The following is a 12,429-nucleotide window of genomic DNA, read 5'->3' as shown; positions in this document are numbered from 1 at the left end:
TCGGGTAAAGAATCGAAAGGCAGGATAAAATTCATCGAAAAGCCATATTCATTATATTTTTGCCGATTTTTCTTTTTTAGAGTCTTTCCTTCAGGAGCAGGAGAAGCGGAAAAAGCGTGATGCCCGAAAAGGGCCGCACGCTAATTCATTTTACCCCAAGATATTCACCGGCAAACGATACTTTTCCAATTGCCTTGTACTTATTGTACCGATGGTCGACGAGTGCTCCTGCATCAAGCTTAGCAAGCGATCCCATTGAGCGTTCCAGTTCCCGCTGTATCAGGGCTGCCTGTTCCTTAATATCTCTATGGGCTCCGCCTTTTACTTCAGGAATGATTTCGTCCACAACACCAAGTTCTTTCAGATCAGGGGCTGTTATTTTCATTGTTTCGGCTGCTTTTTTTGCAAGCGAAGCATCTTTCCATAAAAGGGCTGCTGCGCCTTCTGGGGAAATAACCGAATAAGTGGAGTTTTCAAGCATCAGAAGGTGATTGCCGATCCCAAGCGCCAATGCTCCGCCGCTTCCGCCTTCACCGATGACAACACAAATGACGGGTACGCGCAGGCCTGACATCTCAAACAAATTCCTGGCAATCGCTTCGCTCTGGCCTCTTTCTTCCGCAGCTTTCCCAGGATAAGCACCTTTTGTATCAATAAAACAGATAATCGGACGGCCGAATTTATCAGCCTGCTTCATCAGCCGCAATGCTTTGCGGTAGCCTTCAGGATGAGGCATCCCGAAGTTCCTGCGGATGTTTTCCTTTGTATCTTTTCCCCGCTGATGACCGATAACTGTCACAGGCTTCCCTTGGAACTTGGCAATTCCGCCAACGATGGCTTCATCGTCTCCATAAAGACGGTCTCCGTGGCATTCAAAGAAATCAGTGAAAAGTTCGCTGATATAGTCAAGTGTTGTCGGCCGGCTTGGGTGACGGGCAATTTGAACCCTGTCCCAAGGCTGGATGTTGGAATATATTTCACTTTCCAGTTTCTGCAGCCTTTCTTCCAGACGGCTGATCTCTGTTGAAAGGTCAACATCTGCTGTAGAGGTGAACTCTTTAAGCTCAGTTATTTTTTTGCGGAGCTCGACAACCGGCTTTTCAAATTCTAATTCTCCTACCATCTTGCTGCACCTCCAAACTGATGTATATCAAGAAGATTTGCGAGCGTTTCTTTTAGCTCCTGCCTGTGAATGACAGCATCAAGCTGGCCGTGCTTCAGCAGGAATTCGGCTGTCTGGAAATCCTCCGGAAGCTCTTCCCTGATCGTTTGTTCGATAATCCGGCGGCCGGCAAAACCAATCAGTGCGCCAGGCTCTGCGAAGTTGTAATCTCCAAGAGAGGCAAAGCTCGCAGAAACGCCTCCTGTTGTCGGATGAGTCATCATGGAGATGATTAATCCTCCTTCATCGCTGAAAAGCTTCAGAGCAGCGCTTGTTTTAGCCATCTGCATAAGACTTAAAACGCCTTCCTGCATTCTGGCACCGCCTGAAGCAGTAAAAATGATAAAAGGAATTTTAGACTCTCTGGCTTTTTCAATAGCTCTTGTGATTTTTTCTCCGACTACTGAGCCCATGCTGCCCATTCTGAAGCTGGAATCCATAATGGCCACAGCTGTACGCCAGCCGTCAATAGATCCTTCGCCTGTGACAACTGCTTCATTTAAGCCTGATTTTTTCCGGTCTTTTTCCAATTTTTCAAGGTAATCCGGAAAACCAAGTGGATTTTCTGAAACCATGTCTGAATCATATTCTGTAAAGGATTGCTCATCAAAAAGGCTTTTGATGCGCTCCTTTGCTGTCATTTGAAAATGGTAATCGCAATGCATGCAGACATGCAGATTTTTATGAAGCTCTTTTGTTACGATTATTTTTTTGCAGCTGGGACATTTCGTCATGATCCCTTCCGGCACATCCTGCTTTGCTTTGTCAGAGGGAATAGACGCATATTTTTTCTTTTTGGTAAAAAGATCTTTTAGCAAGTAGATACCTCCCTAATTCTAAGAAGAAGCGATACAGTCCTAAGATTAAAAAACTGAAGTACTTAAAAATAATAAAATATAATAGCTGTTAAATGGACAAACTGCCTTCACTTTACTTTACTTTACTTTACTTGATTGCAAGCAGAAGTTTTGTAAAAGGGTGTCACTTGTTATTCGACATTCTTTTATCCTTTAGTCCTTCATAAGCAGCCAGGAAATCTTTATCATTTCCTGAAAGGAGGCTGCTTATTAGCTTGCTGCATGCTTCTTTGCTGTATTCCGGGTACGCGCTGACTGCTCCGGCATAATTTCTGATCACAGCCCAGATCCGGTAAAGCAAATAATTCCCTGAAAGCCTAATAAGAGATTGAAGCGTCTCTTCGCATGTGCACGTTTCTTCAAGAAGGTTTTTCTGCAGCTGCAGCAGGCTTGGTTCATTTTTTTTGTTCATCGCCATGGAAAGCGCATTTTTCTCAATCATTTCATGCAATTCAATCAGGTCGCTCTCAGCTTTTGGGTCTTCCAAAATAAATGTGCCAAGCAGCTTAATGAGATGATGCTCAGCAAAATCTTTAATAAATGTCCCTTCTCCCCGCTTCGTTTCAATGAAGCCAAGAAGTTCAAGGGCTCTTAGGGCCTCTCTGACGGAAGAACGGCCGACTTGCAAGCGGTCGGCCAGTTCCCTTTCCGAGGGAAGTTTATCTCCTGCTGCAAGTCCATCTTCCTTGATGATTTCCCTGATCCTCCTGATATTTTCCTCATAAACCTTAGCCTGCGAAGGAGTAAGAGAAGGATTATTCATTCTCGTCAATGATTGCCAGCTTGTATGTTTTTTTGGAAACTTCTTCAGGATCCACTTTTATCCTGGCTACACCTGTTTCCATCGCAGCTTTTGCTACAGCTGCTGCAACGGCCGGTGCAACCCTTGGATCAAACGGAGCAGGAATCACATAATCGGTCCGCACTTCATTTTCAGGAATCAGCCCTGCAATGGCTTCGACCGCAGCCATTTTCATCTGTTCATTTATATGCGTTGCCCGGACATCCAGTGCACCCCTAAAAATTCCCGGGAAGGCAAGGACGTTGTTGACCTGATTCGGAAAATCAGAGCGGCCTGTTCCGATAACCTTTGCTCCGGCTGCTTTCGCCTCATCCGGCATGATTTCAGGCACAGGATTGGCCATGGCAAAAATGATCGGATCCGGATTCATGGATTCAACCATTTCTTTAGAAAGGGCGCCTTCAACAGAAACTCCGATGAAGACATCCGCCCCTTTCATAATATCGGAAAGAGATCCTTTCAGCATATCTCTGTTCGTATATTTGGCTACTTCTTCCTTCACCTTGTTCATGCCGTTCGGCCGATTTTCATAAATGGCCCCTTTAGAGTCGCACATAATGATGTCTCTGACACCGTAGCGGTATAATAATTTTATAATAGCGATTCCAGCCGCTCCGGCTCCATTGGCGACAATCTTAATATTGGACATTTTTTTGTTCACAAGCTTCAGGGCATTCAGGAGTCCTGCAACGGTTACAATGGCTGTGCCATGCTGATCATCATGGAAAATCGGAATGTTCGTTTCCTTTTTCAGGCGTTCTTCTATCACAAAACAATTCGGCGCTGCAATGTCCTCCAGATTGACTCCTCCGAAGGTCGGCTCAAGCAGCTTGACCGTTTCCACAATTTTATCTACGTCTGTTGTATTCAGGCAAATGGGAAAAGCATCAACACCTGCAAAGCTTTTAAATAGCACTGCTTTGCCTTCCATAACTGGAAGTGCAGCCTCAGGGCCGATATTGCCGAGTCCAAGAACAGCTGTGCCGTCTGATACAACGGCTACCATATTTCCCTTCATCGTGTAATCGTAAACCTTGTTCTTGTCGTCATATATGTCCTTACACGGCTCAGCTACTCCAGGTGAGTAAGCAAGGCTCAGATCTTTGGCGTTTTTGACAGGAACCTTTGATTTAGACTCCAATTTCCCTTTATGAATGCGGTGCATATGTAATGCTTCTTCGCGTAAAGACAAAATAACTCACTCCTCGCAAGGTTTGCCATAATAGTGGTCTGACCACCTCAGTCAATATAAAACTATAAACATAATCTTCTTCTTTGTAAAGACTCTCCCTGTTCAGCTCTTTAAAACAGCGTTTTGTTTTCCGAGGATTTCCCCAAGCTTTTCCATGCATTCTTCTGTAGGCAAAACAAAATGTTCGTTGGAGAGAAGCACCGTTTTCCTGGAAGATGGATAATGAACATATACCGGCACATTTCCCTTATAAGCCTGGATCAATTCCTTTACTTTCGCCAATACCCCTTCTTCAATAAGCTGATCTTCAATTTTCAGAAACAGCGCCTGCTCTTCCCGCTCTTCAAGCGGTGCAGCATGTTCAATTAATAACTGCAGGCGGCCGTCGCGCTGGTCGGCTTTTCCCTCAAGAAGGAGGAGTGCTCCTTGCCTGATCAGAGTGCTGTGTTTGGCGAAAGCCTGCGGAAAAATAACGGCTTCCATATCTCCCGTTTCATCACTCAGTGAAATAAAGGCCATTGCTTCCCCTTTTTTCGTGCGGATGGTTCTGACCTTTGAAATTAATGCGCCTGTCTTCAATCTGCGGCCCGCCATTTTGTATGCCTGTTCAATTTTTACTGCATTCTCATGGCGCAGCTGCATGGCAAAGAGCGATACCGGATGGCTTGAAAAGTAAAATCCTAATGCTTCTTTTTCAAACTGCAGCTTTTCATCAATTTTAAATGGCTCTACTTCTATATATTTCGGTTTAAGAGTAAATTCTTCTTCAAAATCAAGATCAAGCTGCGGTCCGTCATCAGGTGTCATCAGCTCAGCATGCTCGAGCGCCACATCAAGTGAAGCAAGAAGCGTTGCCCGCTCTTTTCCGAATTCATCCATTGCACCCGATAGAATTAAGGCTTCAATGATTTTTCGGTTGACGATTTTTCCTGACACCCTTACACAAAAATCAAACAAATCAGAGAAAGGCTTTTTCTGTCTTGCTCTGAAAATTTCTTTCACTGCTGCGACGCCGACATTTTTAATAGAAGAAAGGCTGAAGCGGATGCCTTCTTTTTCTACTTTAAACGGGACCTCGCTCTTGTTGATGGAAGGAGCAAGCACTGGCAGCTTTTTCTGTCTTGCTTCTTTAATATATTGAGCGATTTTATCATCATTTCCGGCTGCGCTTGTTAAAAGAGCGGCCATGAAAATAAGCGGGTAGCTTGCTTTCAGATAGGCAAGCTGAAACGCAATCATGCTGTAGGCTACGGCATGGCTGCGGTTGAAGCCGTAGTTGGCAAACTTGGCGATTAAATCATACACACTGTTAGCCGTCTCCCTGTCATAGCCTTTCTTCATGCTGCCGGCCAGAAAATGCTGCCTTTCTTCCTCAAGCACTGCTTTAATTTTTTTGCCCATCGCTCTTCTTAAAAGATCCGCCTCTCCTAGTGAAAAGCCGGCCATTCTTGAGGCGATTTCCATGATCTGCTCCTGATAGACGATAACCCCGTATGTTGGTTCCAGAATATCCTTTAAATCATTGTGAGGATAATGAATCGGCATTCTTCCATGCTTTCTGTCAATAAAGGCAGGGATATTTTCCATTGGACCCGGGCGGTACAGGGAGTTTACCGCAATGATATCCTCCAGATTGGAAGGTGCAAGGCGCCTGAGGACGCTTCTCATCCCGTCTGACTCAAGCTGGAATACACCTGTTGTATCTCCTTCAGCAAGCAGTTCAAAGGTTTTTTCATCCTGATAGCCGATGCGGTGAAAATCTATTTTTGACCCTGTTTCCCTTTCAGCTGCTCTTTTGATAGATTCGATAAGAGATAAGTTTCTCAAACCGAGAAAGTCCATTTTCAACAAGCCGAGTTCTTCCAGATAGTCCATTGAATACTGCGTCAGATAGATGTCATGATGGCCTGACTGAATGGGTACTGTCTCAGTGAGCGGGCTGTCACTGAAGACAACGCCTGCCGCATGGGTTGAGGCATGACGCGGAAGCCCTTCAATCACACGGGCTGTTGAAAATATTTTACTGATTGTTTCAGAGGATTCTATTTCCTTCTGAAGAGCTGTCGATTCCTTAACAGCCGTTTCGAGGGTGGCCCCCGGCCTTGACGGAAGTTTTTTGGCAAGCTGGTCCGCTTCCTTCGGCGAAATCCCCATAACCCTTGCTGTATCCCTCAATGCTGCCCTTGCCCCAAGTGTTCCGAACGTGATGATCTGGGCAACATGCATGGCTCCGTATTTTTTCTGCACGTAAGCGATCATTTCATCCCGCCTTGTATCAGGAAAATCGATATCGATATCAGGCATATTGACTCTCTCAGGATTCAAAAAACGCTCAAAAAGCAGCCTGTGCTCAATCGGATCCACGTCTGTAATTTTAAGTACATAAGCGACAAGCGAACCTGCTGCAGATCCCCTTCCAGGTCCTGTTAAAATGCCTCTGTCATGCGCGAACTTCATGAAATCCCACACGATCAGAAAGTAATCGCTGAACCCCATTTTCTGTATCACATCAAGCTCATATGTCAGACGGCTGTAGTAAGCATCTGAAGGCTCCCTATACTTTGCCTTCAATCCTTCAAGGCATAGGCGCTCCAGATACTCGCCTGCCGGCTCCCCATTTGGAGCGGGATATTTCGGCAGTCTCGCTTTTCCAAGTTCGATTTCAACATTGCACCGCCCGGCAATTTTCAGCGTGTTTTCCAATGCATCATCATATTCTGAAAAAAGCTCAGCCATTTCAGAAACCGATTTTAAATAGAGCTCTTCAGGTTCACTAAAGACAGGATCCCTGTCTTCAAGCTTTAAGCCATGCTGTATCGCAAGAAGAGTTTTATAAGCAAAGGCATCGGCCTTTTCCACATAATGCACATCATTTGTCACAGCGCAAAGAGCGTTTGCTTTTTCAGCAAACTGTTTGATTCCTTCTGCTTTATCTAATCTTCCTGAAAATTTCTGCAGGGCAAGAAAAAAGGAATCCTCACCGAACATCTCCTGATAATGCCGGACAGCTTTTAAAGCTTCCTCTGTTTTTCCTTCCTCAAGCAGTGCTTCAATGTATCCCTTCTCGCCTGGAGTAATGGCGATCAGGCCGCTGCTGTAGCTTTTCAGCCATTTATCCGGAATTCCGTCAGCGGATTTTGTCTGCAAGGCACTTGAAATTTTCAATAAGTTTTTATAGCCTGTATTGTTTTCAGCAAGCAGAACAAGCGGAAAAGAGGCACCCTCGTTTTCTTCCGGGAAAACAGAGGCAGTAAGGCCAATAATCGGCTTGATGCCATGCTTTTTGCAAAGCTTATAAAAGGCGATCGTTCCGTACATGGCATGTTTATCAGTTAATGCAAGGGCTTTGTACCCTTTGGCTGCAGCCTTTTCCGCCAGCTGGTCCAGTCTTGCTGAACTATTTAAAAGACTGTAGGCGCTTTGAACTTGCAGGTGAACGAATGACAATCAATTTCCCACCCTTTTAGGTACTCAATTCTTTTTTCATTATATGCCTATCAAGGCAGTCAGACAAATTTACCGCAGGAAACATACTTGTATGGGTCTGTCCATATATTGGTGTTGAAAGGATGTTGAAGATGGATCCTAAACAAGCATTTATGCCTGCCTTCATCGACAGCTATTTTATCGCTCTGGGCGTTCTCATCGGAGGAACCCTCATCGGCGGGATCGGTGCCTACTTAGCCGGAGAGCCCCCGCTGTCAACGATCCATCAGCTGGCAAACCGCCTGAAAATATGGGCGCTCGTGGCGGCCATCGGCGGAACCTTTGATGCTTTTTACAGCTTTGAACGAGGCATCTTTGAAGGTGAAACGCGGAACATCGTCAAGCAGGTGCTTTTAATCGTCTCCGCCATGGGAGGGGCACAAACAGGCTGGCTGATCATTACATGGCTAACCCAGGAGCATACCTCCCCATGAGAATTCCTCCCTATTACCGAAAGCCTTCCTGGCAGCGTTTTTTCGCAGGAGCATTTATCGGCGCCATCATAAGCTGGGGCTTCTTCTTATTTACGTACGGCGTGCTTCAGGAAAAACAGGTAACCATCATTCACAAACAGAAAGATGCAATAGAGGAATTGGAGAAGAGGCTGAAAATCTGGGAAGAAGATATTAAGGATCTTAATAAGGAAACGATTGAAAAACTGACCGTTAACGACGTAAAGGTTCATCTGACAAATGCCGACCGGTACGATTTAAGCACCTTAACAGCGTTTAAAATAGAAAATAATGTGAAGGAAGATATGTCAGATGTCATCGCAAGAGATATTGAAAGCGTCTTTAAAAGCCGGAAGCTGTTAAAAAAGGCGATTGAGAATAGAGTGTACAAACTTGATGATAAAAATTACCGGCTGAAAATAACAGAGATGGCCATCTATACAACGGTTTACGTTGAATTGGAAATATCGTTTGCAAAATAAGTTAATTTTTTGAATTTTTATTCAATTATATCGCAAAACTCCTCCTTCTCGGATACAATAAGTATAGGCAATAAAGCCGGCTATTTAGAAAAGGAGGAGATTCAGGATGGATATTCTTAGCCGAAAAAAAATGCTCAATGAAAAAGTCGAGCGCATTAAACGCGGTTATTCAGCCTATGCAGAAAGCGCCGAAATGGCCAATTTGCTAAAAAAAGAGCTCGGCATCCAAAAGCTAAAGGTTTATGAAGACATTACTGAATTCGGCAGCTGGTTCATTCCTGAAGCAACAAATGAATAAACCACCTGACCCGGAAGAGGAGGCCTTATCGCCCCCCCATTTATTGATCTGATTGGCAAAGGCTCTCCAAATCTTCCAAAATTCTGTCCGCTTCTTCCCAGCTGTATATGGATGCACCTGACGCAAAGGGGTGTCCGCCTCCGCCGTATTTTCTGGCAAGCTCATTAATCACGGGCTTTTTCGAACGGAATCTTACTCTGATTTGATCCTTTTCTTCCACAAAAAGCACCCATGCCTTGATGCCCTCTATTTCTCCCAGCAAGCTGACAAGCTGTGATGCCTGTGATGCTGTCACGCCATACTTTTCAAGAGTCTCGTTTTTGATGATCATCGAAGCTGCACCAGAAGATGACATCGAAAAATTCTGCAGCACATACCCGCTCATTTTGGCTGCATTCGGCTTTACTTTATAAAGCTCTGTGTACAGGCTGCTCCTGTTAAATTCGTAACCCGCCAGCTCAGCTGCATACTCGAAGGTTTTTTTGGATGTGCTTGGGAACAGGAACCTGCCTGTATCGCCGACAATGCCGGCAAAGATCAGTTCAGCCGCTTTGTCATTCAGCAAGAGACCTTCTTCCCTGCCAGACAGGTAAAATTCATAAATCATCTCACTGACAGAGCTTGCATCTGTATCAACCCAAAGAAGATCTCCATAAGGATCAGCATTTGGATGATGATCAATTTTGATCAGCTTCAGTCCTTTTTTGTAGCGCTGATCGGAAATTCTTTCCTGATTGGCTGTATCGCATACAATCACCAAAGCTTTTTCGTATTCGCTGTCATCTATTTCATCCATTTTATACAAAAATTCAAGCGACGGATCACTTTCTCCAACAGTGATAACCTTTTTGTCCGGATAAGAGGCTTTTATGATTTCAGCGAGGCCGCACTGGGATCCCATTGCATCTGGATCTGGCCTGATGTGCCTGTGAATAATAATTTTTTCTGCCTGCTTGATCTGTGCTAATATTTCCTTTTTCATCTTGAACTCCTTTATGTATCGTCATACAGATATTCTATCAAACTATTCGGTCTTTGATGATGGAGATGCACCAGATTTTCATAAAGATGCATGCTGGTCTTTTTTTCTATTTCTGGTTAAAATGGTATCAGATTCAGAATATGGAGGTCATCTATGCCTATTTTTGTTCTGTTCATTGTTTCTTCCTTCAGCTTTTATTTTTTTTATAAGGTAAAGTATTACCGTTCGAAAAAACCGATGGAAAAAAGCTGGCTCTCCTCTAAATCAAGTATTGCACTCGGGGCTTTTGTCTTCTTCTTTGGACTGAACCAGGTTTTTATGTTCCGCTCCACAATATCCCTCATCATCGGCATATTGTTCATCGCCATTGGCACTGCCAGCACCTGGGCAGGCTATAAAGCCTACAGGCATTACCTGCCGCTTGCCGCAAATGAGTCACGGCAATTCCAGGCAGATTCTCACTCTTGAGCCGCAGGCTCTTTTTTTTGTTTTCTTTTCCATACCCTGCAAAAAACCCAGGAGACCGTCTCCCGGGTTCTAGCTTCTTTCTATAATCTGCACCATCATCATTGCTTTGCCGACTGTCACATTTTCATTAAAAACTTCCACTTCGATCTTCCCGAATTTGCGGCCGACTTCAAGAAGGCGGGGCACAATTTCAATCGAGGTTTCCATCTGCACCGGCTTGATGAAAAAGATGGACAGGTTTTCTACCACAAGATCCCCTTTTTTCTGCATCCGCAAAAATCTGTTGGCTGCTTCCACAATCAGTGTTGTAAACACCCCGTAGGAAATGGTCCCAAGATGATTCGTCATCTGCGGTGTAACGTCGCATGTAAAACGGCCAGACTGTTTTGATTCTTCCTCTCCGACAAACTGGTTTGTCACAATATCATCAAGCTTTTGCCCCATTTGCGGCTGTCTTTGAATCACCTGCAGCGCCTTTAAAACATCCTGCCTGCTGATCATGCCCTCAAGATGATTTTGGCTGTCTGCAACAGGAAGCACCTCAATGCCTTCCCAGACCATCATTTGCGCTGCAGAAGCAACAGAGGTTTTTCCGGACACGGTGATTGGGTTCTTTGTCATTACCTTGTCAATCTGCTGGCTCCGTTCAGATCCCATTATGTCCTTTGATGTTATCATCCCTACCACTTTCCGGTTATGATCGATCACCGGAAAACGTCCATGGCTTGTTTCCGAATTCAGCTCGTACCACCTTTGGACAGGATCCTGCGGGTGCAGGCAGATTGTTTTTTCAATCGGTGTTAAAATATCATCCACTGTTACAATTTCTTTTTTAATCAGCTGGTCATATATTGCCCTGTTGATCATAGTCGCCACAGTAAACGTATCATAGCTTGTTGAGATAACCGGAAGCTCCATTTCATCAGCCAGTTTCTTCACATCGTCATCTGTATCAAAGCCGCCTGTTATTAAAACTGCTGCACCGGCTTCTACCGCGTATCTGTGAGCCGTTGTTCTGTTACCGACGATTAATAGATTTCCAGCTCCCGTGTAGCGCATCATGGCTTCAAGCTTCATCGCACCGATGACAAATTTATTTAACGTTTTATGCAATCCTTTTCTTCCGCCAAGGACCTGGCCTTCCACAATATTAACCACTTCTGCGTAAGTCAGCTTTTCAAAATTCTCTTTTTTCTTGCGCTCAATCCGGATCGTGCCGACACGCTCAATCGTGCTCACGTAGCCTTGATTCTCGGAATCTTTTATCGCTCTGTAGGCGGTGCCTTCACTGACATTCATCGCTTTGGCAACCTGCCTGACAGAAATTTTTTCCCCAATTGGCAGAGAATCGATATATTTAATAATTTGTTCATGCTTTGTCGCCAAGCTATTCACCTACTTCAACAGTTTCCATTCTTATTATAGAGCTGATTGCTATGCAATAGCAATTCGCCGGAGACACTGCAGTTTACTTCTGAATATAAAAAAGGCTGCAAATTTTTATTTGCAGCCCTCTCATTATTAGAGTTCAAGTGACTCTCCGATGTTCATGACCAATCCTTCTGTTTCTTGCAGGCGGGAAGTGAATTTTTCAGGATCCTGCTTGATAAACGGGTTGGTGTTGAAATGGATCGGCACAGCTCTTTTCGCCTTCACCCATGAAGCAGCAATGGCCGCATCCTCCGGTCCCATCGTGAAATTATCACCGATCGGAAGGAAAGCAAGATCAACACTGTTATGCTCCCCTATAAGCTTCATATCTGAAAACAGTCCTGTGTCTCCGGCGTGGTAAAGTGTTTTGCCTTCTGCTGTGAAAAGAATGCCAGCAGGCATGCCGGTATAAATGTTTGTGCCATCCTCAAGCCCGATGCTTGAACTGTGAAAAGCCTGAGTCAGCTTCACCTTGCCAAAATCAAACTCATATGAACCGCCGATGCCCATAGGATGAACATTCAATCCTTTTCCGCCAAGGTAAGAAGCCAGTTCAAAAGGCGCCACGATCAGTGAATCATTGCGCTTGGCAATCGTTTCTGTATCCCCGACATGATCTCCATGTCCGTGCGTCAGCAAGATAACATCTGCTTTGACTTCATCTGGATTTAAATCGCAGCCTTCATTTCCTGTTAAAAAAGGGTCAATTAAAATCACTTTTCCATTCGTTTCAATTTTCACAACTGAATGTCCATGGTAAGAAACTTTCATTCGATCACCCCATTGGTTAGTTTTTCATCTCTATCAGAATAACATA

General features: G+C 44.5%; 12 protein-coding genes. 4 read left to right on the top strand and 8 right to left on the bottom strand.

The window, feature by feature from the left end:
• Positions 1-145: 145 nt before the first annotated feature.
• From accA to dnaE, 5 genes are all read right to left on the bottom strand, one after another.
• On the bottom strand, positions 146-1,123 hold the full coding sequence (gene accA / locus LRR81_RS01030; RefSeq protein WP_231787440.1) for an acetyl-CoA carboxylase carboxyl transferase subunit alpha: 978 nt from the start codon (positions 1,121-1,123) through the stop codon (positions 146-148).
• Positions 1,117-1,980: an acetyl-CoA carboxylase, carboxyltransferase subunit beta gene (accD, locus tag LRR81_RS01025; RefSeq protein WP_231787439.1), complete on the bottom strand. Its 864-nt coding sequence runs from the start codon at positions 1,978-1,980 to the stop codon at positions 1,117-1,119. Before accD ends, accA begins: the two co-directional genes overlap by 7 nt.
• Positions 1,981-2,143: 163 nt before the next feature.
• Positions 2,144-2,782 carry a FadR/GntR family transcriptional regulator gene (locus LRR81_RS01020; RefSeq protein WP_231788576.1) on the bottom strand — a complete coding sequence of 213 codons (639 nt, stop codon included), beginning with the start codon at positions 2,780-2,782 and terminating at the stop codon, positions 2,144-2,146.
• Positions 2,775-4,013, bottom strand: a complete 1,239-nt coding sequence (locus LRR81_RS01015) for an NAD(P)-dependent malic enzyme (RefSeq protein WP_231787438.1) — start codon at positions 4,011-4,013, stop codon at positions 2,775-2,777. The genes LRR81_RS01020 and LRR81_RS01015 overlap by 8 nt, the downstream gene beginning before the upstream one ends.
• A 102-nt stretch (positions 4,014-4,115) precedes the next feature.
• Positions 4,116-7,460: a DNA polymerase III subunit alpha gene (dnaE, locus tag LRR81_RS01010; protein WP_231787437.1), complete on the bottom strand. Its 3,345-nt coding sequence runs from the start codon at positions 7,458-7,460 to the stop codon at positions 4,116-4,118.
• A gap of 131 nt (positions 7,461-7,591) precedes the next feature.
• On the opposite strand from dnaE, the gene LRR81_RS01005 reads away from it, so the two are divergent.
• The 3 genes from LRR81_RS01005 to LRR81_RS00995 all read left to right on the top strand — a co-directional run bounded on the left by LRR81_RS01005 (position 7,592) and on the right by LRR81_RS00995 (position 8,731).
• Entirely contained in the window at positions 7,592-7,933 is a 342-nt protein-coding gene (locus LRR81_RS01005) for a YtrH family sporulation protein (RefSeq protein ID WP_231787436.1), read from the top strand.
• Positions 7,930-8,433 (top strand): sporulation membrane protein YtrI, encoded by a 504-nt coding sequence (ytrI, locus tag LRR81_RS01000; RefSeq protein WP_231787435.1) that lies wholly within the window; start codon positions 7,930-7,932, stop codon positions 8,431-8,433. The genes LRR81_RS01005 and ytrI overlap by 4 nt, the downstream gene beginning before the upstream one ends.
• A 106-nt stretch (positions 8,434-8,539) precedes the next feature.
• Positions 8,540-8,731: a hypothetical protein gene (locus LRR81_RS00995; protein WP_231787434.1), complete on the top strand. Its 192-nt coding sequence runs from the start codon at positions 8,540-8,542 to the stop codon at positions 8,729-8,731.
• A 40-nt stretch (positions 8,732-8,771) separates the two neighbouring features.
• On the opposite strand, the gene LRR81_RS00990 is transcribed toward LRR81_RS00995, so the two are convergent.
• Positions 8,772-9,713, bottom strand: coding sequence for a DHH family phosphoesterase (locus LRR81_RS00990; protein ID WP_231787433.1), 942 nt, complete (start codon positions 9,711-9,713; stop codon positions 8,772-8,774).
• A 153-nt stretch (positions 9,714-9,866) separates the two neighbouring features.
• Between LRR81_RS00990 and LRR81_RS00985 the strand changes: the two genes are divergently transcribed.
• On the top strand, positions 9,867-10,181 hold the full coding sequence (locus LRR81_RS00985) for a YtpI family protein (protein WP_231787432.1): 315 nt from the start codon (positions 9,867-9,869) through the stop codon (positions 10,179-10,181).
• Between the two features lie 69 nt (positions 10,182-10,250).
• On the opposite strand, the gene LRR81_RS00980 is transcribed toward LRR81_RS00985, so the two are convergent.
• Together LRR81_RS00980 and LRR81_RS00975 are read right to left on the bottom strand one after the other, a co-directional pair.
• A complete protein-coding gene (locus LRR81_RS00980) occupies positions 10,251-11,567 on the bottom strand; it encodes a DRTGG domain-containing protein (RefSeq protein WP_231787431.1) in 1,317 nt (438 codons plus the stop codon).
• A 135-nt stretch (positions 11,568-11,702) separates the two neighbouring features.
• The gene (locus LRR81_RS00975; protein ID WP_231787430.1) at positions 11,703-12,383 is read right to left on the bottom strand and encodes a metal-dependent hydrolase; all 681 of its coding nucleotides are present in this window, start codon (positions 12,381-12,383) and stop codon (positions 11,703-11,705) included.
• Positions 12,384-12,429 lie beyond the last annotated feature (46 nt).

Origin of the sequence: Metabacillus kandeliae (assembly GCF_021166585.1) — a bacterium.
In the GTDB taxonomy this organism is placed as follows: Bacteria; Bacillota; Bacilli; order Bacillales; family Bacillaceae; genus Metabacillus_B; species Metabacillus_B kandeliae.
The sequence above is the reverse complement of the archived record's forward strand: the minus strand, read 5'-3'. Positions and strand labels throughout refer to the sequence as shown.

Excerpts from the sequence above, each read along its gene's own strand:
- accA (WP_231787440.1), bottom strand. The coding sequence starts at position 1,123 with ATGGTAGGAGAATTAGAATTTGAAAAGCCGGTTGTCGAGCTCCGCAAA.
- LRR81_RS01020 (WP_231788576.1), bottom strand. The coding sequence starts at position 2,782 with ATGAATAATCCTTCTCTTACTCCTTCGCAGGCTAAGGTTTATGAGGAA.
- LRR81_RS01005 (WP_231787436.1), top strand. The coding sequence starts at position 7,592 with ATGGATCCTAAACAAGCATTTATGCCTGCCTTCATCGACAGCTATTTT.
- ytrI (WP_231787435.1), top strand. The coding sequence starts at position 7,930 with ATGAGAATTCCTCCCTATTACCGAAAGCCTTCCTGGCAGCGTTTTTTC.
- LRR81_RS00995 (WP_231787434.1), top strand. The coding sequence starts at position 8,540 with ATGGATATTCTTAGCCGAAAAAAAATGCTCAATGAAAAAGTCGAGCGC.
- LRR81_RS00990 (WP_231787433.1), bottom strand. The coding sequence starts at position 9,713 with ATGAAAAAGGAAATATTAGCACAGATCAAGCAGGCAGAAAAAATTATT.
- LRR81_RS00985 (WP_231787432.1), top strand. The coding sequence starts at position 9,867 with ATGCCTATTTTTGTTCTGTTCATTGTTTCTTCCTTCAGCTTTTATTTT.
- LRR81_RS00975 (WP_231787430.1), bottom strand. The coding sequence starts at position 12,383 with ATGAAAGTTTCTTACCATGGACATTCAGTTGTGAAAATTGAAACGAAT.